This window comes from Pedobacter steynii, assembly GCF_001721645.1.
Lineage (GTDB): Bacteria > Bacteroidota > Bacteroidia > Sphingobacteriales > Sphingobacteriaceae > Pedobacter > Pedobacter steynii_A.
Window position 1 is genome coordinate 2,385,465 of the sequence record NZ_CP017141.1, and the last position, 25,624, is coordinate 2,411,088.

At 39.4% G+C, this 25,624-nt stretch carries 24 protein-coding genes; 12 read left to right on the top strand and 12 right to left on the bottom strand.

All coding sequences use genetic code 11. The annotated features are described in order from the left end of the window. Window position 1 precedes the first annotated feature (1 nt). Window positions 2-1,336, bottom strand: coding sequence for a UDP-glucose dehydrogenase family protein (locus BFS30_RS09825; protein ID WP_069379132.1), 1,335 nt, complete (start codon window positions 1,334-1,336; stop codon window positions 2-4). Between the two features lie 238 nt (window positions 1,337-1,574). Between BFS30_RS09825 and BFS30_RS09830 the strand changes: the two genes are divergently transcribed. The 5 genes from BFS30_RS09830 to BFS30_RS09850 all read left to right on the top strand — a co-directional run bounded on the left by BFS30_RS09830 (window position 1,575) and on the right by BFS30_RS09850 (window position 7,496). Continuing rightward, complete coding sequence (locus BFS30_RS09830) at window positions 1,575-2,966, top strand: undecaprenyl-phosphate glucose phosphotransferase (RefSeq protein ID WP_069379133.1); 1,392 nt, start codon at window positions 1,575-1,577, stop codon at window positions 2,964-2,966. 21 nt (window positions 2,967-2,987) lie between these two features. Continuing rightward, the gene (gene rfbB / locus BFS30_RS09835) at window positions 2,988-4,046 is read left to right on the top strand and encodes a dTDP-glucose 4,6-dehydratase (RefSeq protein WP_069379134.1); all 1,059 of its coding nucleotides are present in this window, start codon (window positions 2,988-2,990) and stop codon (window positions 4,044-4,046) included. After that, window positions 4,036-4,905: a dTDP-4-dehydrorhamnose reductase gene (gene rfbD / locus BFS30_RS09840; protein WP_069382369.1), complete on the top strand. Its 870-nt coding sequence runs from the start codon at window positions 4,036-4,038 to the stop codon at window positions 4,903-4,905. Before rfbB ends, rfbD begins: the two co-directional genes overlap by 11 nt. Further along, window positions 4,906-5,790, top strand: a complete 885-nt coding sequence (gene rfbA, locus BFS30_RS09845) for a glucose-1-phosphate thymidylyltransferase RfbA (RefSeq protein WP_069379135.1) — start codon at window positions 4,906-4,908, stop codon at window positions 5,788-5,790. 929 nt (window positions 5,791-6,719) lie between these two features. Then, a complete protein-coding gene (locus BFS30_RS09850; RefSeq protein ID WP_167353136.1) occupies window positions 6,720-7,496 on the top strand; it encodes a LuxR C-terminal-related transcriptional regulator in 777 nt (258 codons plus the stop codon). Between the two features lie 170 nt (window positions 7,497-7,666). Here BFS30_RS09850 and BFS30_RS09855 read toward each other — a convergent pair whose 3' ends face one another. The 3 genes from BFS30_RS09855 to BFS30_RS09865 all read right to left on the bottom strand — a co-directional run bounded on the left by BFS30_RS09855 (window position 7,667) and on the right by BFS30_RS09865 (window position 9,375). Further along, window positions 7,667-7,930: a hypothetical protein gene (locus BFS30_RS09855; protein ID WP_069379137.1), complete on the bottom strand. Its 264-nt coding sequence runs from the start codon at window positions 7,928-7,930 to the stop codon at window positions 7,667-7,669. A 74-nt stretch (window positions 7,931-8,004) separates the two neighbouring features. Then, the gene (locus tag BFS30_RS09860; protein ID WP_069379138.1) at window positions 8,005-8,529 is read right to left on the bottom strand and encodes a hypothetical protein; all 525 of its coding nucleotides are present in this window, start codon (window positions 8,527-8,529) and stop codon (window positions 8,005-8,007) included. A 60-nt stretch (window positions 8,530-8,589) separates the two neighbouring features. Next, the gene (locus BFS30_RS09865) at window positions 8,590-9,375 is read right to left on the bottom strand and encodes a helix-turn-helix domain-containing protein (RefSeq protein ID WP_069379139.1); all 786 of its coding nucleotides are present in this window, start codon (window positions 9,373-9,375) and stop codon (window positions 8,590-8,592) included. 764 nt (window positions 9,376-10,139) lie between these two features. Here BFS30_RS09865 and BFS30_RS09870 point away from each other — a divergent pair. Next, window positions 10,140-10,709 carry an adenylate kinase gene (locus BFS30_RS09870; protein ID WP_069379140.1) on the top strand — a complete coding sequence of 190 codons (570 nt, stop codon included), beginning with the start codon at window positions 10,140-10,142 and terminating at the stop codon, window positions 10,707-10,709. Between the two features lie 87 nt (window positions 10,710-10,796). Continuing rightward, window positions 10,797-11,801 (top strand): GTPase ObgE, encoded by a 1,005-nt coding sequence (gene obgE, locus BFS30_RS09875; RefSeq protein ID WP_069379141.1) that lies wholly within the window; start codon window positions 10,797-10,799, stop codon window positions 11,799-11,801. A 27-nt stretch (window positions 11,802-11,828) separates the two neighbouring features. Here the strand turns inward: obgE and BFS30_RS09880 are convergent, their stop codons facing one another. After that, the gene (locus BFS30_RS09880) at window positions 11,829-12,308 is read right to left on the bottom strand and encodes a GNAT family N-acetyltransferase (RefSeq protein WP_069379142.1); all 480 of its coding nucleotides are present in this window, start codon (window positions 12,306-12,308) and stop codon (window positions 11,829-11,831) included. Between the two features lie 283 nt (window positions 12,309-12,591). Here BFS30_RS09880 and BFS30_RS09885 point away from each other — a divergent pair, with 283 nt between their 5' ends. Further along, window positions 12,592-14,175, top strand: coding sequence for a M1 family metallopeptidase (locus BFS30_RS09885; protein ID WP_069379143.1), 1,584 nt, complete (start codon window positions 12,592-12,594; stop codon window positions 14,173-14,175). A 115-nt stretch (window positions 14,176-14,290) separates the two neighbouring features. Here the strand turns inward: BFS30_RS09885 and BFS30_RS09890 are convergent, their stop codons facing one another. The 6 genes from BFS30_RS09890 to BFS30_RS09915 form a co-directional block, all read right to left on the bottom strand. After that, complete coding sequence (locus BFS30_RS09890; RefSeq protein WP_069379144.1) at window positions 14,291-15,520, bottom strand: TCR/Tet family MFS transporter; 1,230 nt, start codon at window positions 15,518-15,520, stop codon at window positions 14,291-14,293. A 264-nt stretch (window positions 15,521-15,784) separates the two neighbouring features. Continuing rightward, the gene (locus BFS30_RS09895; RefSeq protein ID WP_069379145.1) at window positions 15,785-16,213 is read right to left on the bottom strand and encodes an SRPBCC family protein; all 429 of its coding nucleotides are present in this window, start codon (window positions 16,211-16,213) and stop codon (window positions 15,785-15,787) included. A gap of 20 nt (window positions 16,214-16,233) precedes the next feature. After that, complete coding sequence (locus BFS30_RS09900) at window positions 16,234-16,554, bottom strand: ArsR/SmtB family transcription factor (protein ID WP_069379146.1); 321 nt, start codon at window positions 16,552-16,554, stop codon at window positions 16,234-16,236. 74 nt (window positions 16,555-16,628) lie between these two features. Next, window positions 16,629-17,441: a DUF4249 domain-containing protein gene (locus BFS30_RS09905; protein WP_069382370.1), complete on the bottom strand. Its 813-nt coding sequence runs from the start codon at window positions 17,439-17,441 to the stop codon at window positions 16,629-16,631. A gap of 5 nt (window positions 17,442-17,446) precedes the next feature. Beyond that, a complete protein-coding gene (locus BFS30_RS09910) occupies window positions 17,447-19,792 on the bottom strand; it encodes a TonB-dependent receptor (RefSeq protein WP_167353137.1) in 2,346 nt (781 codons plus the stop codon). 213 nt (window positions 19,793-20,005) lie between these two features. Then, window positions 20,006-20,473: a nucleoside triphosphate pyrophosphohydrolase family protein gene (locus tag BFS30_RS09915; RefSeq protein WP_069379148.1), complete on the bottom strand. Its 468-nt coding sequence runs from the start codon at window positions 20,471-20,473 to the stop codon at window positions 20,006-20,008. A gap of 142 nt (window positions 20,474-20,615) precedes the next feature. Between BFS30_RS09915 and BFS30_RS09920 the strand changes: the two genes are divergently transcribed. Continuing rightward, window positions 20,616-21,443, top strand: a complete 828-nt coding sequence (locus BFS30_RS09920) for a hypothetical protein (protein ID WP_157262898.1) — start codon at window positions 20,616-20,618, stop codon at window positions 21,441-21,443. An 18-nt stretch (window positions 21,444-21,461) separates the two neighbouring features. Here the strand turns inward: BFS30_RS09920 and BFS30_RS09925 are convergent, their stop codons facing one another. Further along, the gene (locus tag BFS30_RS09925; protein ID WP_069379150.1) at window positions 21,462-22,055 is read right to left on the bottom strand and encodes an HD domain-containing protein; all 594 of its coding nucleotides are present in this window, start codon (window positions 22,053-22,055) and stop codon (window positions 21,462-21,464) included. Between the two features lie 300 nt (window positions 22,056-22,355). On the opposite strand from BFS30_RS09925, the gene BFS30_RS09930 reads away from it, so the two are divergent. The 3 genes from BFS30_RS09930 to BFS30_RS09940 are packed head-to-tail and all read left to right on the top strand — an operon-like array spanning window position 22,356 to window position 25,617. Further along, on the top strand, window positions 22,356-23,531 hold the full coding sequence (locus BFS30_RS09930; RefSeq protein WP_083252009.1) for a hypothetical protein: 1,176 nt from the start codon (window positions 22,356-22,358) through the stop codon (window positions 23,529-23,531). 18 nt (window positions 23,532-23,549) lie between these two features. Beyond that, on the top strand, window positions 23,550-24,788 hold the full coding sequence (locus BFS30_RS09935) for a quaternary amine ABC transporter ATP-binding protein (RefSeq protein ID WP_069379151.1): 1,239 nt from the start codon (window positions 23,550-23,552) through the stop codon (window positions 24,786-24,788). A gap of 1 nt (window position 24,789) precedes the next feature. Beyond that, window positions 24,790-25,617 (top strand): ABC transporter permease, encoded by an 828-nt coding sequence (locus tag BFS30_RS09940; protein ID WP_069379152.1) that lies wholly within the window; start codon window positions 24,790-24,792, stop codon window positions 25,615-25,617. Window positions 25,618-25,624 lie beyond the last annotated feature (7 nt).

The window sequence follows — 25,624 nt, forward strand, 5'->3', positions numbered from 1 at the left end:
TCTATCGGTTGCCTATAAAAACTTCATTTTCGATAAGTGTTCTGCCGATACTATTGTAATAATATCCAAGGTCGATCATTTTTTGAAGATCATATAGATTGCGGCCATCGAAGATTACTTTGTTGCTCAGACTTTCTTCCATCTGATCAAAATCAGGATTTCTGAATACGGACCATTCTGTTGCAATGAGCAGGGCGTCTGCACCCTTCAGTGCATCATACTGATCAATTGCATAAGTGATCTTATTGCCGATCAGCTCTTTAACATTTCCCATTCCTTCCGGATCGAATGCGGTAACTGTTGCACCTTTGCTGATCAGGCTATCTATGATGTATAATGCCGGGGCTTCTCTGATATCGTCTGTTTCAGGTTTAAATGCTAGACCCCAGAGTGCAAAATGTTTTCCCTGAAGGTCATTGCCATAGTACTTCAATACTTTGTCAACGAGTACAGTTTTCTGTTTTTCATTTACAGACATTACCGCTTTCAGGATTTGAAAATCATAGGAATTTTCTTCTGCTGATTTTGATAAAGCCTGTACGTCTTTTGGAAAACAGCTGCCCCCATAACCCAGTCCGGGGAAGAGAAAGCGTTTCCCGATCCGCTCATCTGAGCCAATGCCGCGACGGACAGCGTCTACATCAGAACCAACAAGTTCGCAAAGATTCGCGATCTCATTCATAAAGGTAATTTTGGTGGCCAGAAAAGAGTTGGCTGCATATTTGGTTAATTCTGAGGAACGTTCATCCATGAATATAATCGGATTCCCCTGCCTTACGTAAGGTCCATAAAGTTCAGTCATCAGTTTGATAGCCCGCTCGCTTTTTGTTCCAATGACTACGCGGTCTGGTTTCATAAAGTCTTCTACTGCAACACCCTCACGTAAGAATTCAGGATTTGAGATGACATCAACCTCTACACTGGTATTTGCTGCAAAAACAGCCTGTACTTTATCCGCTGTACCTACGGGTACAGTTGATTTGTTGACAATTATTTTGTATTCTGAAACGAGTTTGGAGATGTCTTTTGCTGCACCCAGAATATAAGAAAGGTCTGCGGTTCCATCCTCACCAGGAGGGGTAGGTAGGGCCATAAAGATGATTTGAGCTTCCTTTACCGCCAGGGCCAGGTCTGTAGTAAAGGTCAACCTGTTTTGTGAGATATTTCTTAGAAACAAGGTGTCAAGACCAGGTTCATAAATGGGGATGATCCCATTTTGCATCTTTTCCACTTTGGTTTTATTAATGTCTACACAGATTACATTGTTTCCTGTCTCTGCAAGGCATGTGCCGGTTACTAAACCTACATATCCTGTTCCTATTACCGCGATTTTCATAAGTAGTTCCTTTTTTTTTATTGTAAAACTACCTATCATGAGGTGATAATGTTGCTGTTTTTCTTAAAATACCTATTTGTGGGGACATTTTGAATCTGTATTCGAGCTAGTTTTGGTAAATGTTAAGAGGTTTGTTAGGATGACCCAAATATTTTAGGTTGTTTTTGTAGATGAGGGCTTTTTGCTTACAATTTATTAACGACATCTTAACAACTCAACCCTATTTATCTAATTTCAGATGCAAACACGTTACTTGTACTTGCTCAAATACATCTTGCCCGTTACGGATATCGTAATGCTCAATTTGGTCTATATCCTATCCTATTATCTTACCGAATACCTGGGTAAATCAGTTTCTTATGAACTGTGGCAGCATTACATGGTAGTTTGTAACCTGATGTGGATGTTCAATTCGGTAATCTTCGGTTTATATTCTGATTATGGATCGAGAAGATTAGAGCGTATTTACAGGGGAACCTGGCGCAGTATTGCGCTCCATGGGGTTGGTTTCGCTTTATACCTGCTTTTTTCCAGAGATGTGGAATTTTCAAGAACCTTTCTCGTGGTTTTTTATGCTTTACTTCTGGGGGCATTTGTCCTGAACCGTTTTCTGGGGACTGCCTTCCAGTTTTTGCTGGTGCACCGGTTTAATGTGAATAAGAAAGTAGCCCTGATTGGTGTGAACCCAACTGGTCGTCGTCTGGCCCATTATCTGGACCGTCAGTATAATATCGATTTTTATGGTTACCTGGATGATGGCAGCAGGATTTATGCAGATGAAAATGGAAATCTACCTACCCGGTTTATTTCCAAAATGGTTACTGCAGCATTGAGCGGGGTGAAAGATATCTATGTTTCTTTGGAGCCACACCGGATGTCGGAAGTAAAAACCTTCCTGGAGGTGGCCGATAAACATTGTCTGAGGGTAAAGTTTATCCCGGATATGGAGACCACACTGGCTACACCTTATACCATCAGTTATGTGGGAGATGAATTTCCTGTAATCTCTCTCCGAAAAGAACCCCTGGAAAGTGTCAGTAATCGTTTTAAAAAACGGGCTTTTGATATTGCCTTCAGTTTGGGGGTGATTATTTTCCTGATGAGCTGGTTGTACCCTTTGATTGCAATCCTGATTAAACTGCAAAGTAAAGGGCCTGTCTTGTTTAAACAACTCAGAAGCGGACGGAATGACGAGCCTTTCTGGTGTTATAAATTCAGGAGTATGAGGGTTAACAATGATAGTGATAAGAAACAGGCGACTAAAGACGATGACCGGATTACACCAATCGGAAAGTTCCTGAGAAAATCCAGTCTTGATGAGTTGCCTCAGTTCTTTAATGTGCTATTGGGAAATATGAGTGTAGTTGGTCCCAGGCCACATATGCTTAAGCATACTGAAGAGTATAGGGCGATCATCAACCAGTTTATGGTTCGCCATTTCTTAAAGCCCGGCATTACAGGTTGGGCTCAGGTAAACGGATTCAGGGGAGAGACCAAAGAAGATGGTGCGATGCAGAAAAGAGTACAGCATGATATCTGGTATCTGGAGAACTGGACGGCAATGCTCGAGGTGAAAATTGTCTTCATGACGGTCATCAATATGATCAAAGGAGAAGATAATGCCTATTAACAGCTTAAAACATATATAATTATGAAGAAGATATTAATTACCGGTGGTGCTGGTTTTATTGGCTCGCATGTAGTCAGATTGTTTGTTAAAAGTTATCCGGACTATGAGATTATCAACCTGGATAAGTTAACTTATGCCGGTAATCTGCTCAATCTTACTGATATTGAGCAGTATCCTAACTATAGGTTTATCAAAGGTGATATTACCGATACGGGGTTTATTAATGAACTTTTTCAGGTGGAAAATCCTGATGCAGTGATCCACCTCGCTGCGGAATCTCATGTAGACCGGTCTATCAGTAATCCAATGGAATTTGTGATGACCAATGTGATCGGAACAGTGAGCTTATTGAATGCAGCAAAAGAATGCTGGAAAGGGAATTATCAGGATCATCGCTTTTATCATGTAAGTACAGATGAGGTTTATGGAGCACTAGGGGAAACGGGTATGTTTACTGAGCATACTGCCTATGATCCTCATAGCCCTTACTCTGCATCAAAAGCAAGTTCTGATCACTTTGTTCGTGCTTATCATGATACCTATGGTTTGAATGTTGTGATTTCCAATTGCTCCAATAATTATGGATCCCATCATTTTCCGGAGAAGCTGATTCCGCTGGCGATCAATAATATCAAAAATAATAAGCCTGTTCCTGTGTATGGTAAAGGAGAGAATGTCCGTGACTGGCTTTGGGTTGAAGATCATGCCCGTGCTATTGATACTATTTTTCATAAAGCCAATGCGGGGGATACTTATAATATAGGCGGGCATAATGAGTGGAAAAATATTGACCTCATTCAATTGTTGTGCGGTATTATGGATGAGAAGCTAGGCAGAAAAGACGGAGAATCAGCAGCGCTGATTACTTATGTTACTGATAGGGCAGGACATGATCTGCGTTATGCGATTGACTCAGCTAAGCTTCAGGACAACCTGGGCTGGGTTCCTTCTTTACAATTTGAGGAAGGTCTGAGAAAAACAGTAGATTGGTATCTTGAAAATCAGGAGTGGCTGGAAAATGTCACCTCCGGACATTATCAGGATTACTATAAGCAACAATATGAATATCATGAACAATAAACAAAATATACTTGTTTTTGGAGGCCTTGGTCAGCTAGGTCAGTGTATCAGTAAAGTCTGTATTCAGAGAGGATGGTCTGCTATCCTTTTTCTTGATGAAGTAGAAGGAAATATCCTGGATCCGGAGATTCTGGAAAAACTATTCCAGCAGGAGTCTCCCGAATTTGTTATCAATTGTGCGGCCTATACGGCAGTTGATAAAGCAGAAGATGAAGTTGGGCTTAGTGAAAAAATCAACAAAGATGGTGCTGCCAACCTGGCCAGATGCTGTGAGCAGTTTAACGCTACACTCATTCATATTTCTACTGATTTTGTTTTTGAGGGCAATGTGCCCAAACTTTTAAATGAAGAAGACCTGGCAGAGCCTATAAATGTATATGGTAAAACCAAGCTGGCCGGAGAACAGGAGATTGTCAGCATTTTAAAAGAACATTATATCATTCGTACCAGCTGGTTATATTCAGAATTCGCAAATAATTTTGTGAAGACTATGCTTAAGCTCGGGTTTGAACGCGATGAGCTGAGTGTCATTACAGATCAGGTGGGTACCCCAACTTATGGGGTTGATCTGGCCTCAGCAATATTGGATATCGTTGAATCCGGTAATAAAACATATGGAACCTATCATTACAGTAATGAGGGGGTAACTTCCTGGTATGACTTTGCGAAGGCTATTTTTGACCTTAGCGGAACTGAGGTGAAACTTCATCCGATTCCTGGATCTGCTTATCCGACAAAAGCAGCCCGCCCCGCATTTTCCGTAATGGACAAAACAAAAATTAAACAAACATTTGATCTGGAAATCCCCTATTGGAGAGATAGTCTGATTACGTGTATTAACGCTTTAAAAAAACAATAAATGAAAGGAATTATACTAGCAGGAGGTAGCGGTACCCGTTTACATCCTTTGACCCTGGTGATGAGTAAACAAATGATGCCTGTTTATGATAAACCGATGATTTATTATCCCTTATCTACCTTAATGCTGGCAGGTATTCATGAAATTCTGATCATTTCTACTCCTCATGATCTGCCAAATTTCGAGAAATTACTTGGAGATGGAAGTAAACTAGGCTGTAAATTCTCTTATGCGGTACAGGAAGAGCCAAATGGTCTTGCACAGGCATTTGTAATCGGTGCAGATTTTATCGGGACTGATAAGGTGGCACTCGTACTTGGCGATAATATTTTTTATGGCGATGGGATGGCCAAACTCCTTCAGGGTAGTTCTGACCCTGATGGGGGTGTGGTCTTTGCTTATCCGGTATCTGATCCTGAACGTTATGGAGTTGTTGAATTTGATGAAAATAATCAGGCCATCTCTATTGAAGAGAAACCTTTGCTGCCAAAGTCTGATTATGCTGTTCCGGGACTTTATTTCTATGACAATAGTGTGGTTGAAATTGCAAAGAATATCAAACCTTCTCCAAGGGGAGAATATGAAATCACTGACGTGAATAAGGTTTATCTGGAGCAGGGCAAGCTTAAAGTAGGGGTATTGAGTAGGGGAACGGCCTGGTTAGATACTGGTACTTTTGCTTCGTTGATGCAGGCAGGTCAGTTTGTGCAGGTGATTGAGGAACGTCAGGGACTTAAAATCGGATGTATCGAAGAAGTAGCCTATCGCATGAACTTTATTGATGCTGAGCAGCTCTCGGCAATTGCGACGCCGCTGATTAAAAGTGGCTACGGAGCCTATCTTTTGAAAATGATTAAGCATAAGGAGCCGGTGATGACGGATTAATATAATCGCACTTTAATTTTCTTTATAGGTTAAATATTTTCAATGAAAAAATAAGCCTGATTTTCTGAAATTTCCTAATGTTCTGATTTTATGGACAAAAATGTGGAGTTGTACCCGATTTTGTCCATAAAAGTAACAGTTTTTTTGAAATAAAGTTTCCGATTTTGTTCTGAACTTAATTTTAATAGTGCCAGATCTTTTGAATTTGAATAATCGAAACAAAGAAATACCCTTCTGGTTTTGTAAAAACGATTTATCTAAGCTTTTTTTGACAAAATCCCCAATTATAGGGATGTTTGTTCGGCTTAATTGGATTAGTTTTTGTTGTTAATTAGTCTTAAGAAGTTAAAATTAAGACTCCTTTATTTTTATAAAAAAGGTCATTTTATCTTTAATTTCTTAAAGATTAATTTTTATTCCTAATTTGTTTAATTTCCGATGCTGATCCATTATTTATACGTAATCAAATATGTTTTGCTTCTTTTTGGAGTAGCAATATTCTATTTGATCCCTTTTTTTTCTTATCGTTTTACTTGTCTCTTTAGGGAAAAAATTTCTATTGGTCTGTGTAGACCATAAGGTTGTACTTTGTCGTTTGAATATTGATCAATCAGGTCAGAAATGTTAATTGTGTATGCCAAATATGAATCTAATCAATTTATAGTTTTTTTAATCTAACCCCTATTTCACCATGTCAAAATCATTTCTTATCTCAGTTATCCCGCGAGTCTCCGGCGTAACAAACCATTATTTTGGTTACCAGCTCTTTAATGCCAATTTGTTAATGAAGAATTGTATCTGGTAAGTTCAGCTTACTTTATATTTTTTAGAAAAGATGAAGAAAAACTAAAGACGTTCTCAAATTCATCAGGAACATGATGATGAATCGTTTTTTATTTTTTAATCGTTTAATTAACCTTATGGAATTTATGGAATTTAATAATAACGTCATGAATGCTCCCTGGGACAGGTGTAGCGACTTCTATACACGTTCAGATATGGCTTTACCTAAAGTTGTTTTAGATCAGTTTTTGCCCTCATTTCTTAGTCCAGGGCAGTTTTATTACTACTTAGTTGATTTCTACGGCCAACAGATCAGATATATAGATCCAAGTATTGCTGATATTTTAGGACTTGACCCTGAATCTGCCACGGTAGACAGTATCCTAAGCTGTATCCATCCTGAAGATATCAATTATGTAACCCAGACAGAATCCGCAAGCCTTAGATTTATGTTAAATCAGGTAGGTAAGGATAATCTTAAAAGCTATTACAAAACCACGTATTGTTTTAGGTTCAAGGTTGTTGGCGGCAAATATGAACTATTCCATAACGAGTCCGTTTTTCTTTCTGACGAAGAAACTGGCCGTATCTCACAGGTGCTTCATATTCATACGAATATCAATCACCTTACTGGGGTGAATGACTTTACGCCTTCTTTGATGGGACTAAAAGGAACAGAAAGCGTCTGGCCTGTTAATGTGAATAAAGAATCTGAAAGTAATTCCCTGAACCTGCATTTCAGCAAAAGGGAAATGGAGATCATTAAGTTGATCGCCCTTGGATATAAAAGTGAAGAGATTGCAGAATCGCTATTTATTTCACTTCATACTGTACAATCACACCGTAAAAACATCATTCGGAAATCTGGGGTTAAAACCAGTTCAGAACTGATCAGTTTATGTGTAAAGGAAGGGCTGATTTAGTCCGTTTTTATAGCTAAGGGAAGCAAGAAAAGGCAGGCCTGTTGGCCTGCCTTTTTTAATTAACCTTATGGGTGAAATTTTGGTGAAATTATAAATTGTTCAGACGGGCAATATAAACTGCTCCGTTTTGATTTTTTCCTGGGGTCCTGCCTGCTGACTGGCTATATTTTTTAAGGAATTTCTTTCTTGGCTATGCTGCCGGAATTCAACTGATTTTGGATGACTTTAAATTTATAGTCATCAATGTATTGCTTGACAGGAACATTTATTTGACGTTTAAACAGATTGCTTAAGTGATTTGTTGAGAAGTTGAAATAGATGGATAATGTACTCAGTTTTAAAAATTCCGGTTGTTGAATGTGAGTATGGATATATTCAATCATCGCGACTATCGTATGGCTGTTTGTGGAACCATTCTCTTGTGCCCTTTTCATTTGAAGAGCCTGGCTTTAATTATTGTTATGGTCTCTGCGCGCGCCAGGCAGGTAAGGGTTTTAAATCAGGGACTTTAATTGATTTTTTTGAGTCTCATCTCAAAATTTTTAATCCAGGAAACGCCTTTGTCCGTGGATATTTCCCCAATTTCAAACCAATCTCCCTGATCTAAGGTCAAGGTGAATTTTACCATATATCTGGGGTTATCCATACTCCAGGTATAACCTATATTATCTTTTACCTGAGGTTCGGTATCGGTCATATAGCCCATGCCTGTCATTGCTGTAAACCTGTATTGTTGCTTTAATACGTCGTAGGTCAGGTAGGCCAGGGCATCATGAATTGGCTTCTTACTTTCTTTATCCGTTCCAAAGCCTTCAATCATTAATATTCCCCCATTAAATTTAGACTGTACGGTCTCGGTCTGGTCGAAATAATGTTTTTTTCCATCCTGCATGATCATCCATCCTTCACCTTTCCAGGAGCCTTTGAAAAATTGCAATCCTTTCATCTTTTCCTGTTGAAGGGCAGCAGGCGACTGTCCGAAGACTGAAAATGTACAAATAGTAATAATGCCGATTAGCAACGTTCTGATCATATCGTTTTTTTTAATGAAGGTAAAAAAATGAAAAAAAGAATTCAGTGTAAAAAAACGACATTATACCATTTGCTGATGATCGATCCGGTCTATGTATTTAAAAAAGTCATCCAGCTTATACTGTGCAATGTTTCGGAAAGATTTATAAAAATGAGAAAGGTCTGCATAATTATGATCGATGATCATTTCCTGCTGATTTTGCTGTTTGAAGTAAAGTTGAAGAATTGCATGTCTTAATTTTCTGATTTGAGAAAATTGTTTGAGGCTCATTCCAGTTTCTTTTTTGAAGATTCTTTGTAATTGCCTCAGACTTAGAAACGCCAGGTCCGCGAGGGTGGCCGGTTCAGTTTTTCCATGGTCTGAAATGATGCGATCTACCGTTCTGTTGATTCTTAAGTCAGGTTGGTATTCATATCCGGTTTTTTCGTTTAACAAGGATTTGTTAAAAAGGTCCTCGATATTGATGTCTGAAGAGATAGATTCGAGAATCTGCTGTTGCCAGGGTTGCCAGCTACTTTCCGGGCAGAGCTGGTGTTGGTTCAAAAGATCAGCTTCAGAGATGCTGGAAAGCCATTTCATCTGCCCCGGTTTAATCCTGATACCAGCATAAAAGGTGTCTGGATAAATATCGATGTTGAATTTCGAGGTGGATGAACCTTTAATTACGATGAAATTTTGTTTAAAAGTTGAATTTTTGATGAAAACAAGTTCCGGACAGCCATGAGGAATAACGACATGATGAATGGGTTGAAGGTTGTTTGTTGAGGATGGCGGAATAATGAATTGCCAGTAACATTCAATCTTATTCTGGAGTGAGGGTGCCGGTAGGAATTCTTTATAAATCATGAAATGAGAGGTTAATTAAGACCTCCATAATATAATCATTTGTGCCTGACTTACCTGTGCTTCATTATGCACAGGTAAACAGGACTTTGTTTTCTAACCAAATAGCAGTACAAATATAGTTTATTTAGAATATTTCTAAATAAAAAAATGATATTTATTCAGCTATGATTTTTAGATTGCAAATCCGTTAGTCCAGGTAGTGTAAGAAAGGAGGATGTTTTCTGTTTATTTGCTGATTTTTAGTTACCTGACGCGCAATTCGAGAGCGATAGTTTTTCAGAATTCACATAGTGTTATAATTACACCATGCTGTCTGAATAAATTATCTGTGGAGGGATATCGATTTGATTAAGTTGATGTGATTGATAATGAGTGCTTTATTTGAGATTCTCTAAGGCGGTGCTCTCTTGCAGGTCGTAGTTTTTTGTCAAAAATTAAGTATACTAAATTAATAATTATATATTTGCAACCTCAAAAGGATTTTACCTGTTTTGAACTTTATTACAGGTAATTGGAACTAAAACAGTCCTCCGTTAGTCTTCTAAAAGAAGGTTGTTTTAAACTCAAATCCTCTAGAAAATAGTCAACAAAACAAAAGGCTGGTTTTGAAGACTGCAGAGATTTTATGGTTTTAAATCTTAGGTGGTAATCTGGTTGATTTATCGGGTAGAAATTTAAGAAGAAATCATTTGATTAATTAGACTAAACATGAACTAAAGCCTTAAGCCAAGGTAGAAGGCTTTCTAATTTTAAAGACAACCCAAATGCTAAATTTTGTTCTCTTTGGCCCACCGGGTGCAGGCAAAGGCACTCAATCTCAGAAATTGATCGATCAGTATCAATTGATTCACATTTCAACAGGTGACCTTTTTAGGGCTCACATTAAAAATCAATCACCATTAGGCCAGAGAGTAAGTGAGTTAATTGCGGATGGACAACTAGTTCCTGATGAAATTACCATCGCTATGCTGGAAGAAGAAGTGGATAAAAATCCAGGGGCCAAAGGCTTTATTTTTGATGGATTTCCACGTACTGTTCCTCAGGCAGCTGCTTTGGATGAATTTTTGGAGAGCAAAGGCAGCTCGATTGCAGGTGTCATTGCATTGGATGTTGATCAGGAAGAATTAACCAAACGTATTGCGCAACGTCAGTTGGAGACTGGACGTGTGGATGATCAGGCCGATAAATTGCAAAAACGAATAGACGAGTATTTTAGTAAGACAATTCATGTTTTGCCATATTACGAAGCACAAAACAAATTAAGCAAAGTGAATGGGATCGGTAAGATCGATGATATCTTTGCAGAATTATGTGCAGTAGTAGATAAATATTAGTTTTAATAATAGATTAGGTCCTGATCCGATCAGGATTACAAAAGCCCGGCTTTTAAGTCGGCTTTTTTATTTTAAAAAAAGAAGGTTATGTCGCAAGGTTCAAATTTTGTAGATTATGTTAAAATATGCTGTCGCTCCGGCAAGGGAGGGGCAGGTTCTGCACACTTGCATCGTGATATACGCACTTCTACGGGTGGCCCGGATGGAGGTGATGGTGGACGCGGTGGGCACATCATCCTGAAAGGAAACTCGCAATTCTGGACTTTACTCCATTTGAAATACCGTAAGCATATCATCGCACAGGATGGTCAGCCAGGCTCAAGTGGTACTTCTTCTGGTAAATTTGGTAAAGATGAAATTTTGGATGTACCTCTGGGAACTATTGCTAAAGATGCGGAAACAGGTGAGGTACTTTTTGAAATTACGGAAGATGGAGAAACAAAAATCCTGACGGCAGGTGGCCGTGGTGGATTAGGAAACTGGCACTTTAAAACGCCAACACTTCAAACGCCCCGTTTTGCTCAGCCAGGAGAAGCAGGGAAAGAAGAATGGATGGTATTGGAATTGAAAGTCCTTGCTGACGTTGGCTTGGTTGGTTTTCCAAATGCAGGTAAATCAACGCTACTTTCTGTGCTTTCAGCAGCAAAACCAGAAATTGCAGATTATCCATTTACCACCCTTGTTCCTAACCTGGGGATTGTATCTTACCGTGGCGGTAAATCATTTGTAATGGCTGATATTCCGGGAATTATTGAAGGTGCTTCAAAAGGTAAAGGCCTGGGATATCGCTTTCTACGTCATATTGAAAGAAATTCTGTTTTGTTGTTTATGGTACCTGCGGATACCCATAGAACAATTTCAGAAGAATATGCTATTCTAAAAGCAGAGCTTAAAGATTACAATCCGGAGCTCATGCAAAAACCTCATTTGCTGGCTATTACAAAATCGGATATGCTGGACGAGGAGTTGGTTGAGGAAATGAAGAAAGAGCTCCCTCAAAATATTCCAGCTATCTTTATTTCTTCTGTGGCTCAAAAGGGCTTAACAGAATTGAAAGATATGCTATGGCAATCGATTAATACCGAAGCCTAAAAATTCTTAACGGCCTTTCCTTAGCATTTATATGGTTGAGGAGAGGTCTTTTAGTTTTTTTTGCATACAAATGCTACTCTCTACATTTTCATATTGACCATAGTTAGGGATCACTTCATAACCTACTTTTTGGTAGAGTGTTACTGCTTCTTTTTGTTTATTTCCCGTCTCCAGAATACAGGTTTCGTATTTCAGTTCATTTGCCCAGCTCTCCAGCTGCTCAAGGATCTTTTTCGCAATTCCCTGTCTGCGGAATTCAGGATGAACAAACATCCTTTTAATTTCCATGATTTCTGGTCCATATTCTTTTATCGCGCCACAACCTACAGCATTTCCGTCTATGTATGCTACAATGGCATGTTTTATCGTATCGGTTTTGTTGAATTGTGTAAAAAAAGCATGGTCTTCTCCATTGTTGGCACTTAAGTCCTCATCCAAAAGGGTGATTAATCTCCTGAAATCTAAATGTTCCGGATTTGTTCTGCTAATGTGTATGCTCCTGTTCATGATATGTTAATTTACTAAATGAATCTGGCTTTTTCTATGAAACATCCTGTTTGTAGGGATTAATGTATATCAAATTTAAGTTAAAAATTTTCTGACAAGGAGACTGCAAATGTTAAAATGTGTTAATATTTAGTGATTCCTGTGCTGAGGGGGTGGAATCAATTGGCGCCGGAGATCAGGGCCCGATCTTTGTCTTAAGAAAAATGATGCTTTAATGCAGAGAGACTTGAGGGGTAAAATTATTACCTTTCAGAAAAAATAATACAATATAAATAGATAATTAATGAAAAAGTACTTGGTAATCCTCTTCGTATGCTTCAGCAGCATCGGTTTCGCACAAGAAAAATATTGGCAACAAGAGGTCAGTTATAAGATTGACGTAGCGCTCAATGATCAGACAAAGACCCTTAAAGGTTCAGAACAGATTGTTTATAAAAATAATTCTCCAAGTACACTTGAATTTATTTGGTTTCATATCTGGCCAAATGCTTATAAGCAAGAGTCTACTGCCTTGTTTCAGCAATTGAGAAATGACACCAGCCGGGTAAAGAAAATGGAAAAATATAGCTACGGCAGTATTGATGGTTTAAATTTTAAGGTAAACGGAAAAACCGCTCTTACTGAAGCACATCCCAATCCACAGTATATTGACGTCATTAAGGTGAAGCTGACATCCCCACTGAAGCCAGGAGAGTCGGTGAATATCTCGACGGATTTTAACGTGAAACTTCCTTCTTATTTTTCCAGATCTGGTTTCGCCGATGGAGAATTTATGATTTGCCAGTGGTATCCCAAGCCGGCGGTATTCGATAAGGACGGATGGCATGAGTTTCCTTATCTGGATATGGGAGAATTCTATAGTGAATATGCTTCGTTTAAAGTGAACATCACCCTGCCTTCTGATTATGTAGTTGGCGCAACTGGTGTTTTGCAGAATGAGGAGGAGCTTGCTGCCTATAAAACAATAGGAGCTAAAAATGCGGCCAACAGAGTCGGAACTCCGGTACTCTATCAGACAAAAACTAAAAATGCGACAAAAAAATTAACGTATGAAATCAGTAATGTCCCGGATTTTGCCTGGTTTGCCGCCAAAAACTTTGTTATTCAGTATGATACCGTAAAGCTGGCTTCAGGAAAAATTGTTGACGCTTTCACCTATTACCATAATAAGAAAGAAACGCTATGGAATAATAGTATTGATTATACAAAAGATGCAGTGCAGCATTATAGCAAATGGGTTGGTGAATATGAGTACCCGGTTGTTCAGGTGGTGGAAGGCCCCGCGAATAATTCGAGTGGTGGGATGGAGTATCCGACCATCACTTTAATTACCAGTCCAGATGCTAAAAAAGAAACACTTGATGCGGTAATTGCACACGAAGTTGGACATAACTGGTTTATGAGCATGTTGGGAAGTAATGAAAGAAAGCATACCTGGCTGGATGAAGGTTTGAACAGTTATTTTCAGTTCCGCTATGAAGCTGAAAAATATAGATCTAATTCCTTGTTTGGGGACCATATTCCTGCAGAGGTTAAGCAGTTACCGGAGCAAGAGTTCTCCTCAAAAATTTATCAGGTGATGCTGAACAATATTCCAATGAAATCTGCCATAGAAACACCCGCTGATAAATTTTCCAGCTCAGATGAATATGGTCTCATTTCTTATGTGAAAACCGCTCTTTGGTTACATCTCCTGGAAAATGAAGTGGGAAGAGAAAAAATGGATAAGGCTTTTCAGCATTATTTTAGCTTATGGAAGAATAAACATCCTCAGCCAGAGGATCTGAAAGCCGCATTTGAAGAATCATTGGGTAGTAATTTAGATGCTTATTTTAAATTGTTAAATACCGAAGGAAGCTTTAAATAAGTGCAATTCCTTTAGGAAAACAAAACGACTGTCTTCACCGACAGTCGTTTTGTTTTTATTAGAAGTTTATAGCATGTTTTTTAGCAGCCCTTGTCATGAGGGAAAAATACCTGCGTTATTTTGTTCTGTTAATAAAGGATTCTTTTTTCATCGTTCTTGTACAGATCCATACACTGATCAACATTAAAACTGCGGCAGCCAGAAATGGAGCACCGGAGAATTTAACGGGAGCATTTGGTCTGGTAAACCAGGCAAACAGATTGGTCATTAAGAGTGGGCCTACAATTGTGGTAGCACTCATCAGACTAGTCAATGCCCCTTGTAACTCTCCCTGTTCGTTCTGGGGTACATTGCCCGATATGGTGGCTTGTAAAGCTGGTCCCGCTATTCCACCTAAACAATAAGGAACAAGGAAAGCAAACATCATCCAGCTTTGGTTAGCGAAAGCAAATAGTACCATTCCAAAAGCCGAAAGGCCGAGACCGATATAAATGCTTTTTTCATTACCTAATCGTGGACTGGTGTAGCGGATTAATCCACCCTGTACAAGTGCGACTAATATCCCGGCCGTGGCCAGGGAGATGCCTACCAGGAAGGTATTCCAGTTAAAACGTTCGATATTGATAAAAGTCCAGGTACTTTGCAGGGCATGTCCGGCAATATAGATAAAAATCAAGGCGACAATTAATCCACCTACGCTCTTGTATTTTCTCAGACACATTAATGAACCCATAGGATTGGCTCTTGACCATTCAAAAGGGCGCCTGTGTTCCTTAGATAAAGACTCCGGTAGCACAAAATAACCATATAATACGTTGATCAGCGTTAGAATAGCTGCGGCAACAAAAGGAACCCTGGGGCCCAGCTGGCCTAATAAGCCACCCAAGGCCGGGCCAATGACAAAACCCAAACCAAAAGCAGCACCGATCATACCAAAATTCTGAGCCCTGTTTTCTTTGGTACTGATATCTGCAATATAGGCCGTAGCAGTAGTCATACTCGCTCCAAAAATCCCGGCAATGACTCTTCCGATAAATAACCACCAGATGTTAGGAGCTAAAGCAAGAAAAATATAATCAATGCCAAAGCCGAAGAGAGATAGCAATAAAACGGGTCTTCTTCCATACTGATCACTCAGATTTCCAATGATGGGAGCACAAAGAAACTGCATGATCGCGTAAGCAAACATAAGAAAGCCACTCCATTGAGAAGCCTGACTGATATTGCCATGAATTAATTGTTCTATCAATTGAGGGAATACAGGGATAATCAGACCTATGCCGATGACATCCAATAACATAGTGATGAAAATGAAGCTTAACGCAGCCTTTCGGGAAGAAGCCATAAATTTCTTTGGATTTGAACCCGCAAGTTAATTTTTTAATTTATACATTCCAGCCATTTCATGATTGAATTGAGAGAAATCACGAAAATTGTGAACTAGCTGTTTTATTTTACCAATCCTTTTTTATTTTTGCAGGAAAGCTCAGATAAGCAGCTTGTTAAAAGAAACTAATCCGGGGGGATGAAGGAACAATAAGGTGGTCATTAAGATGTCTGTTTACAGCATCTTAATCCACCTGTTCCAGGAATAGCCGCCTTCTTTCCGTTAATTTTCTTCCAGGTAGTTTTTTAGCGAAGTGCCAATGATAAAAGTCCATCCTGCATAAAAAGAGGAAGGAGCAAAATCAGGATTGTCAGTGGCAAATGTTTCTAAACCTGTATGAGTTAGTTTTAATCTGGTTTTTCCAGCTTCTTCAAACAATTCGAAGGTCAGGGCAGATTCACCAGGAAAGTTTTCGTATTTCCAGGTATAAGTCAGTTTCTTTTCAGGGAGGAGTTCTGTGATTTTGCAGAGATGGAGATACCTCTTATCGTCCTTTGAGCCATAAAACTGGAATTCAAAGCCTATTTCGGGCTTAAAATCTTCTATATCAAAATACCATTTTTTCATTTTTGCATTATTGGTTAATGCATCCCATACACTCGCAACCGGTGCATTCAGAATTCTTTCAAGTACAAGTGGTTCTGTTTTCATGTTGTTGTTGATTTTAAATTCTATGAATTAGACTTGTTTTCCTGACCAAGAAAGGCTTCCAAGGCATCCAGTTTTTGCGACCAGAATGCTTGGTACTTTTCTGCCCATAGAGCTACCTCCTTAATTTTTTTGAGCTGTGGTTCGCAATAGCGTTCTCGGCCATCCTGTCTGATGACTAAAAGTCCGCATTCCATTAATATTTTTATATGCTTGGAAACCGCAGGCCGGCTCATGTCAAAATGGTCCGCTACTGCATTCAGGTTTAATGATTGCTGAGAAATTAAGCTAATAATCTCTCTTCTTGTAGGGTCGGCTATTGCCTGAAAAACATCTCTTCTCAATTTTTAGTTTATATGAAACCGAATGGTTATAAATATAAGCGTAACCATTCGGTTTCCAAATAATTTGAGAACACTTACTTAACGGTCATCTGTTTTTTATTTACTGTATGTGCGCTAAAGTAACCTAAGGCTTTGTTATTAATATTTGAAGGCGGATTTCCAGGAGTGGCTCCACCAGAAGGGCCATTTTGTGATTGCTGGCTCAGGGTATACCAATAAAGGAATATATTTTTATCTATACATTGCATTTCTATATCTACCACATCTCCTGTTTTTAACTGATCCTGATCGTCATTATTGCCGGTGAAAAATAATACACTGGGAACATCATTCCCATCAGTCAGGCGGTCATTCTCTGCATACACCTGTTTGGATTGAATCCCATTTACTTTCATTACAAAACGGTATTGGTTTGCAATACCAGCAGGATCTTTATAGTGTACCTGTGCCTGTTTCTGATCATCATCTCCAAAATTAAAGACTTTTACATCCAGGAAATCAATCCCTACTGCGGCCGGCATGGTAGAAGCTGCAGTATAAACGACATCATTTACTGTTGCCTTGAGCGTATAAATGCGTCCGGGTTCTCCCTTTAATGAGGGAAGGGTATAAGTACCAGGGGCAGTTTCGGAAAAGCTCCAGGAGTGAGCATTGTTATCTGTGACAGTGACTATAGCACCGGTAACCGGCGGATAGGTGTTGTTTTCTGTATAAGGAACTGATTTACTGATTTTAATTACCTGTTGACCCAGCTGATCTGTAATAGTTCCCTCTATCACCAGCTGACCATCTGCATTGTCCAGCTTCACATCAATTACCTTTTCACAGGCGCTTAGTACTATGAATCCGGCGAGAAGTATCGTTATATATTTAATTTGTTTTAACATGATCATTAAAATTTGAAGTTATAGGTTATAGAAGGGATGATGCCGAACAAGCTGGTTTGTACGGCTTCTGTGCGGGTTGGATCATTTTCTTTATCTCTGAATCTGATGGCGTAAGGATTTTTAGTGTTGAGTACATTGTAAATGCTAAATGTCCAGCTGCTCTGGAACCTGCGGGTTTCTTTTGCCTTTAGGGTGGCTCCAATGTCCAGACGTGATGTATTAGGCATCCGATTTGCATTTCTGTCGGTATAATAATAAGTCGTCAGCCCGCCTATATTATATTTGCCTGCAGGATAGGTTACCGAATTTCCGGTGTTAAAGATGTAATTGGCGGAAACGGACCAGCGGTTACTCAGGTTATACATTGCCACTAATGATAAGTCATGTGTGCGGTCCTGTCTGGCAGGGAAATAAGTGCCCTGATTAATACCTTCAAACTGACGTTCTGTTTTCGAAAGGGTATAACTGATCCAGCCGGTTAGTCTGCCTTTGGTTTTCCTTCCATAAAACTCTACGCCATAAGCCCGGCCCTTTCCATATAACAGAAGGGATTCTACTTCTGCATTGGCAGTCAAATCTGCACCATCTTTATAATCGATCTGGTTTTGTAACCATTTGTAATAAACTTCCGCAGAAAACTCATAACCATTGTTTTCGGTGTTTTTAAAGTATCCTAGAGCGATCTGATCTCCAATCTCGGGCCTGATGTTATTGCTGCTCATCACATACTGGTCGGTTGGAGAGCTTGTTCCTGAATTACTAAGGATGTGGATGTTTTGAGTATTACGGTTATAGGAAGCTTTGATTGAATTTTTATCATTGAGCGCATAGCTTGCTGAAAAACGAGGTTCCAGGTTTAGGTAATTTTTGATAAAGTCACCACTTTTATAGGTCTTGGATGAAATAACCTCGGCATTGGTGTTATAAGTGTTGATCTTTCCGGGGCCGAGCAGAGAAAACTGACTTAAGCGCAGGCCGAACAGGAGGTTCCATTTCTCGTTCAGTTTCCACTCGTCCGATAAATAAGCGCCGAACTCCAAGCCATAACGTTTTTCTATAGAGAGTGGATTAATACTTGAATTGCTTGTAGCTGTAATGTCGGAGGGGGTGATTTGATGGTGGATGCCTTGCAGACCGAACCTGAGAATGTGGTTATTGCTAAAATACTGAAAATCCTGTTTAAAGTTTAAATCCCGGATGAGCGATTTCACTTTAGCGTTGCTTTTTTCATCAATCAGTTCAATTGCGTAGCTATAACGATTGTAAATTAAGGAAGTGTTTGAAAACAATCTGTTGCTAAAGATGTGATTGAAACGCATGGTTGCCGTGGTGTTGCCCCAATCATTGGCAAATAGGTCCTTAATCCCAATATTGTCCTGACCAAAATAACCCGAAAGAAACAGCGTGTTTTTGTCGTCAAATTTATAGTTCAGTTTGGCGTTGATGTCATAAAAATTAAGCGTATTCTTTTTTAAGGCGGAGTCGCCAAAAGCTTTGAGCAGGAGATCAATATAGGTTCTTCTGGCGCTGATCATAAAGGAACTTTTATTTTTGACTAAAGGTCCTTCTGCTTTGATGCGTGAAGCAATGAGGCCAAGGCCTCCTTCAATACCAAACTTTTTGTCGTTACCATCCTGCATTTTAACATCGAGCACGGAAGATAGACGGCCACCATATTGTGCCGGCATGCCTCCTTTATACAGGCTAACATCTTTTATCGCGTCGGCATTAAAAGTGGAGAAAAAGCCTAATAAATGAGCTGAGTTGTAAACTGTTGCTTCATCCAGTAAGATCAGGTTTTGATCTGCAGCGCCACCCCGGACAAAAAATCCTGTATTGCCTTCCCCTCCGGATTTTACTCCCGGCAGAAACTGTATGGCTTTTAACACGTCTTTTTCACCCAATAATACAGGTAGGTTGTCCAGATCCTTCATGTTGATTTTATTTAGGCCCATCTGAGGACTTTTTACGTTTTCGTCCTTTAGATCTGTTGCACTAATCTGCACTTCCTGTAGAGTGGAAGCCGGAGCAAGTTCTATGTTGATCGTTAATGATTTATGGAGCGTGATTTTTTGGATGGAACTTTGATAACCACTGTAACTAACAATCAGATTATATTCTCCTGGAGCAGTAGTGATGGAATAAAAACCATAGGCATTTGTAGCCAGGCCAGTATTTTGAGAGGCACTTTGCAGCTTAACCGTTGCCCCGATCAGTGTTTCTCCTGTTGTCCGATCTTTTATGGTACCGCTTACTGTAATGCGTTGTTGAGCAAATAAAATAAGAGGGAAAGAACAGAGGAAGACTAAGAGAGAAATGAATATTATTTTTATGCCGTTTAGATGTTTCATGAGACGAAAATATCTAAACGGCATGCAACCGCCTTGAAAAAAACGATGAACCGTATAGAATACGGGTTCAAATGTTAAAAAAATACACTGACCCGTATTTTAAGCGAATTCAGACCAACAGATTTATAAATCTGTTGGTCTTTTACATTGTTGCATTGATATTTATCCGATGCCAGAGTAAATTGGTATGGATCAAATGATTATTCTGATTACTTAATAAATGATGCTTTTAAGATCAGCTGGAGAATAATTAACAGACTTTAAGGTCTTGTCGTCGTTAGATCTGTAAACCAGGAATAAAGAATCTTCTTCTTTATGGTAGGCATTACATTGATGATTGGTTCTGTAGTGCTGGATTGTTTCATTAGCCTCTTCTTCAGATTTACAGGCCTTGCTCATATTTGAGCGGTGAACCTCATCAAAAAGTGCTTTAAATTTATCTGCCAGTCCAAATTCCAGGATGGCTCCTGCTAATACATATTGCAGGTCACATAGCGCATCTGCGATTTCAACAAGGTTATTTTCCTCGACAGCTTGTTTCAGTTCATTTAACTCTTCAGCGAGAAGAGAAACCCTTAGGTTACACCTTTCTTTAGCTGGTATGCCAGGTACATCTTTGATCGGATGTTTAAATGTTTTATGAAATTCTGCGACCTGGTTTAATGAATTTGTCTCTTGCATGCGTTGTTGATTTAAGATTTTACTTACTGCTTCAGTCAAAATTAATACATTTCAGTGAATATATCAGATGTAGGAATTGGATGAAGAGCAAAGTTCTGATAGATATCTTTAAATGAAAATAGATCATTTCTTATATTTAAAAATGATTAACGCTCCAATTATATATCGTTTACTTTTTATAATGCTCTTCCTTGCAGCATGCAATCCTTTTCCAAAGAAAGATACACATCCGGATTTACCGCTTCTTTCAGAATTGCTTCTTAAAAAGGAGGCGTTCACTAAGGTCTTGGATTATAAAGCGGTGAGCAACATTAGTTTTTTAAAAGATGACCGGATATTAGTACTTCCTGATCATAGTGGTTTACCGTTAAAAATAACAGATGAGGAGGGGGCTATCGTGTTTCAGAAGGTTTATAATTTTAAGAAACCACTTTATCTGGATCAAGAAGGAAATCTGTACTGTAACGATATGAAATATTTTTATCCGGATTATAAAAGAATGACTTATTTTGAAACGGTGGTTATTAATGATAGCCTAAATAATAAGCATGCCGAATTTGAACTGAAAAATCCTGGTAATGATGTTCTAAACCGGGCATTGAATGAAGCTTATGAAAAAGAATTTTTAGAAAAGTATCATTTGGAGCCTTGTGATTTTGTATTGGTCAATGAGGAAAGGTGTGATGTCTTTGAAATCCGGGGTAATCAGCTCGTAGTGAGGCAGGCAGAATTAATAAAGAATGATTTCGCCAAAAAGGAGCAACAGCTGAATCAGTTTGATGAACCAGTTTTGCTCAGATGGGAAAATAGCAGGATGGTTACTCCTGAATACATGTATTACTATCAGATAAACGGGGAACTTAAATTTAAGCTGGAGGAAGTGGATATGCTTAAATTCGGTATCCTGAAAGGAAGGACTTATCTTGATACTCCTTACGGATTATTTAAATTTCAATCCAATAAGCTATAAAAGTAAAAAAGAGGGAGTTTAATCCCTCTTTAATATCCCTTTTTCAATACTTTCTTCGAAAAGCATTTGTGTATGTTCCCAAAGCGTTTGCGAGCCATGTTGCATCCCATTTGTTTTCTTGATCACTGTATCATATTTTACATCAAACTCAACCCAGGTTCCTCCTTCGTTGGAAACATTTTGTAAAACCGGTTCTAACCTGTCCAGTGATTTTGCAAATTTGGCTTCTGGTGTTTGACCTTCTTCAAACTCTTCCCATATGGCAATAAATTCTTCTTTCTGTTGAACAGGCAATATGCCGAAAATTCTTTCTGCAGCTTTTCTTTCTTCTTTAGTATTAGCGTGATTTGCTATTGTATCGTACAAAAAAATATCACCCGAATCAATTTCTACAATGTCATGAATCAACAGCATTTTGACTACTTTTTGAATGTCTACTTTTTCATTGGCATGTTCAGCCAGAACCATGGCCATCATGGCGAGGTGCCAGCTGTGTTCTGCGTCATTTTCGTTTCGCTGACTGTTAAATAGGCGGGTTTTTCGCTGAATGTATTTGAGTTTATCAATTTCGTGGATAAAGGCCAGTTGCTTGGCCAGGTGCTCTAAATTCATGTGATTACATTTGATGTTTAAGCATTACAAAAGTAGCATTTTATCCATTAAGACGGGACTGCCTAAAGCGCGATTTTTGAGGTAAACTTGATTTAATGCTTATTTTTTCTTACCTTTGCGGTGTTTTTAATTTAAACCTTCGCTGTTGTTACGTCGTCTGCGCGTTATTTTCTTAATAAGAAACAGCACAATATCTGTTTAAATGCCTAAGGGAATTACTCCCTGGAATTCATTATTAATGTTTTGTTTAAAGCATTTTTTTACAAGCAGCAATAAAGCGGGCTTGTATTAAACTTTATTATGGTAAAATTCACACAGCTTATAGGCTGTTTAGTGCTATTTATAGCTGTCCCGTTCACTGCAGCTTTAGCCCAGGACTCAATAAGAACAATACCCGGCATCAGGTCGGCGGCCATGTGGTCAGATAAGCCCCAACTCAAGATTGGAGGTGCATTGCGGTTCAATTATAACCTTTCTTCCTGGAAGAAAGAACAAATAAAAAGAGGGGGAGATTTCGGACTCGATATGTTCCGGATTAACGCAGACGCCTCGTATAAAAAACTGGATTTCCATGCTGAATATCGGTTTTATGCCAAATCCTCAGGAGGAAGCTTTTTAAAGGATGGTTATTTAACCTATCATTTCAATGACAGTACCAATCTTGCGATCGGACTGGTTCAGAATCCTTTTGGTAATACTACTTATAACTCTCACAATTGGTTTTTTAACCTGCCTTATTACCTAGGCTTTGAAGATAAAGCTTCTATGGGAATCAGGTTTCACCAACACAGCAAACGCTGGTCTTATGATCTTGCTTTCTTCAAAAATGCGATGGAGCTGGATTTCGGTGATCAAACGGAAATTGATCCTTCCAGGTATTCCAACGATGTAGCCGGTAGAAATAAAGAAATAAATCAGGGAAACCTGAAAATGGAATACCTGCTGTCGGACAATAAACGAATTGGTATCTCCGGAATGCTTGGCGGAGTATACAATATACCTACAGGGCAAATGGGTTCCAGATGGGCTGCGGCGATACATACGGACCTTAGTTTCGGGAAGCTGAACCTAAAACTTCAGTCGATGTATTATCAGTATCATTCGGCGGATTCCGCACAGTATAGGGATGTGCTAAGCCTTGCTGCTTATGGCTCAGCATATGAAGTGGCTACTAAGGCCTATTTACACACAGCTTCATTTGCATATAGCCTACCTGTAAAACTCGGACCGGTAACTGCGGTTACATTTTACGAAAACTATTCTTACATGAATAAACCGCAGAGCGGATTTGCCGATTCTCAGATGAATGTACTTGGGGGGATGGTCACTGCGGGTAATCTTGTGACCTATATAGATTGGGCATCAGGTAGGAATCAACCCTGGTTGGGCCCGGAATGGCAAAATGGGTTGTCGTCGGGCGATTCGGGTTCAAAATGGCACAGCCGGTTTAACATCAATATCGGCTATTATTTTTAACATATAACATATAAAGACATGTCTAAACTTAAGATAGAAGACCTCACACTCATATTCGGAAAGGAAAAAGAAGAGGCCCTTTCATTACTGAAGCAAGGAAAAACCAAAGCGGAGATTCTTAAAGAAACAGGCTGTACTGTAGCGGTAAAGAATGCCAGTTTTGATATTGAACAAGGAGAGTTTTTTGTGATCATGGGGTTATCGGGAAGTGGTAAGTCCAGTTTATTACGTTGCCTGAACCGCTTAATTGAGCCGACATCGGGGAATGTAATCTTAAACCAGCGAAATATCACCAGTCTGGGAGATAAAGAGCTACAGGAAGTCCGCCGTAAAGAAATGGCTATGGTTTTCCAGAATTTTGGGCTGTTACCTCACCGTACAGTTATTGAAAATGTTGCTTTCGGACTGGAATTACAGGATATCCCGCAAAAGGAACGGGAAGAAAAGGCAAAAACAGTGATCGATCTGGTAAGTCTGAATGGTTATGAGAATCAACATACAGGTGAGCTTTCGGGAGGGATGCAACAGCGTGTGGGACTGGCCAGAGCTTTAGCCAATAATCCGGAGATTTTGTTGATGGATGAGGCTTTCTCGGCACTGGATCCGTTAATCCGTACACAAATGCAGGACGAGTTGATCGAATTGCAGGAAAAAATGCACCGCACTATTGTTTTCATTACACATGATCTTGATGAGGCCATTCGCCTGGGAGATCGTATTGCGATTATGAAAGATGGGGAAGTGATACAAATTGGTACCCCTGAGGATATACTGACCAATCCGGCAACGGATTATGTATCCTCATTTGTGGAGAAAGTAGATCGTAAGTCGATCATTACAGCAGCAAGTCTGATGTTTGAAAAACCAACTGTGGCGATTTTGAGAAAAGATGGAGTAGAAGGAAGCCTGCGCAAGATGCGTTCTTCCGGACTGACCTCTTTACCGGCAGTTTCTGTAGATAAACATTTCCTGGGGTTTGTTTACCTGAAAGATATTCTGGAATTGAAAGCCAAAGGTGAACATACCATTGAAAATGCCATCATTAAGGATATTCCGGTGGCCTATCCTGAGACTACGGTAGAGCAGATGCTCCCTTTCATTGCAGAGAATGGAAGAGCAGTTCCGATTGTGGATATACAGACAAATAGGCTGATTGGTATTGTTGCCCAAACCTCTTTACTGATTGAAACAACGGGAGCTAGCTGGGAAAACATTACAGGAAATACAATTGATAACCTTCAAAAAGAAATAATATAGTATGATACATATAGGAACTTATATAGAACAATTTATTAACTGGCTTACACTTCATTTTGGTGTTTTATTCCATGTCATCAAAATTACAGTAGAATCTATCGTGAATTCTGTGGAGTGGATACTGATGTTTCCTCCATTCTATGTTGTGATTGCATTAATTGCTTTTCTGGCCTGGAAAAGAACAGGTTGGGGATTGATGCTGTTTAGCGTGTTTGGGCTAACATTAATTTGGGGGATGGGTTATTGGGGGCAAACCATGGCGACATTGGCATTGATTTTATCAGCTGCTTTTATTGCTTTACTAATGGGAGTTCCCCTGGGGATATGGGCGGCAAAGACACCTATAGCCGGAAAGTTGATCAGACCGGTATTGGATTTGATGCAGACGATGCCAGCCTTTGTATATCTGATCCCGGCAGTACTTTTCTTTGGACTCGGAAAGGTTCCGGGGGCATTTGCTACTGTGATCTTTGCAATGCCTCCGGCGGTACGTTTAACAACACTTGGAATCAGCCAGGTACCAAAGGATATTGTGGAAGCTACTCGCTCTTTCGGTGCAACACCACGTCAGCTGCTTTTTAAAGTAGAATTGCCATTGGCATTGCCTACGATACTCGCGGGAGTAAATCAAACCATTATGATGGCGCTTTCTATGGTAGTGATTTCTGCTATGATTGCAGCTGGTGGATTAGGCGAAGTGGTGCTTAAAGGAATTACACAATTGAAGATAGGTTTAGGTTTTGAGGGGGGAATTGCAGTCGTAATTCTGGCTGTGATTCTTGATCGTATCACTCAGTCTTTCGGGCCAAAGAAAAAGATAAACGCATAAGTTGATC

Coding starts and splice junctions, on each gene's coding strand:
- BFS30_RS09825 (WP_069379132.1), bottom strand. CDS start 1,336: ATGAAAATCGCGGTAATAGGAACAGGATATGTAGGTTTAGTAACCGGC.
- BFS30_RS09830 (WP_069379133.1), top strand. CDS start 1,575: ATGCAAACACGTTACTTGTACTTGCTCAAATACATCTTGCCCGTTACG.
- rfbB (WP_069379134.1), top strand. CDS start 2,988: ATGAAGAAGATATTAATTACCGGTGGTGCTGGTTTTATTGGCTCGCAT.
- rfbD (WP_069382369.1), top strand. CDS start 4,036: ATGAACAATAAACAAAATATACTTGTTTTTGGAGGCCTTGGTCAGCTA.
- rfbA (WP_069379135.1), top strand. CDS start 4,906: ATGAAAGGAATTATACTAGCAGGAGGTAGCGGTACCCGTTTACATCCT.
- BFS30_RS09850 (WP_167353136.1), top strand. CDS start 6,720: ATGGAATTTAATAATAACGTCATGAATGCTCCCTGGGACAGGTGTAGC.
- BFS30_RS09855 (WP_069379137.1), bottom strand. CDS start 7,930: ATGAAAAGGGCACAAGAGAATGGTTCCACAAACAGCCATACGATAGTC.
- BFS30_RS09860 (WP_069379138.1), bottom strand. CDS start 8,529: ATGATCAGAACGTTGCTAATCGGCATTATTACTATTTGTACATTTTCA.
- BFS30_RS09865 (WP_069379139.1), bottom strand. CDS start 9,375: ATGATTTATAAAGAATTCCTACCGGCACCCTCACTCCAGAATAAGATT.
- BFS30_RS09870 (WP_069379140.1), top strand. CDS start 10,140: ATGCTAAATTTTGTTCTCTTTGGCCCACCGGGTGCAGGCAAAGGCACT.
- obgE (WP_069379141.1), top strand. CDS start 10,797: ATGTCGCAAGGTTCAAATTTTGTAGATTATGTTAAAATATGCTGTCGC.
- BFS30_RS09880 (WP_069379142.1), bottom strand. CDS start 12,308: ATGAACAGGAGCATACACATTAGCAGAACAAATCCGGAACATTTAGAT.
- BFS30_RS09885 (WP_069379143.1), top strand. CDS start 12,592: ATGAAAAAGTACTTGGTAATCCTCTTCGTATGCTTCAGCAGCATCGGT.
- BFS30_RS09890 (WP_069379144.1), bottom strand. CDS start 15,520: ATGGCTTCTTCCCGAAAGGCTGCGTTAAGCTTCATTTTCATCACTATG.
- BFS30_RS09895 (WP_069379145.1), bottom strand. CDS start 16,213: ATGAAAACAGAACCACTTGTACTTGAAAGAATTCTGAATGCACCGGTT.
- BFS30_RS09905 (WP_069382370.1), bottom strand. CDS start 17,441: ATGTTAAAACAAATTAAATATATAACGATACTTCTCGCCGGATTCATA.
- BFS30_RS09910 (WP_167353137.1), bottom strand. CDS start 19,792: ATGAAACATCTAAACGGCATAAAAATAATATTCATTTCTCTCTTAGTC.
- BFS30_RS09915 (WP_069379148.1), bottom strand. CDS start 20,473: ATGCAAGAGACAAATTCATTAAACCAGGTCGCAGAATTTCATAAAACA.
- BFS30_RS09920 (WP_157262898.1), top strand. CDS start 20,616: ATGATTAACGCTCCAATTATATATCGTTTACTTTTTATAATGCTCTTC.
- BFS30_RS09925 (WP_069379150.1), bottom strand. CDS start 22,055: ATGAATTTAGAGCACCTGGCCAAGCAACTGGCCTTTATCCACGAAATT.
- BFS30_RS09930 (WP_083252009.1), top strand. CDS start 22,356: ATGGTAAAATTCACACAGCTTATAGGCTGTTTAGTGCTATTTATAGCT.
- BFS30_RS09935 (WP_069379151.1), top strand. CDS start 23,550: ATGTCTAAACTTAAGATAGAAGACCTCACACTCATATTCGGAAAGGAA.
- BFS30_RS09940 (WP_069379152.1), top strand. CDS start 24,790: ATGATACATATAGGAACTTATATAGAACAATTTATTAACTGGCTTACA.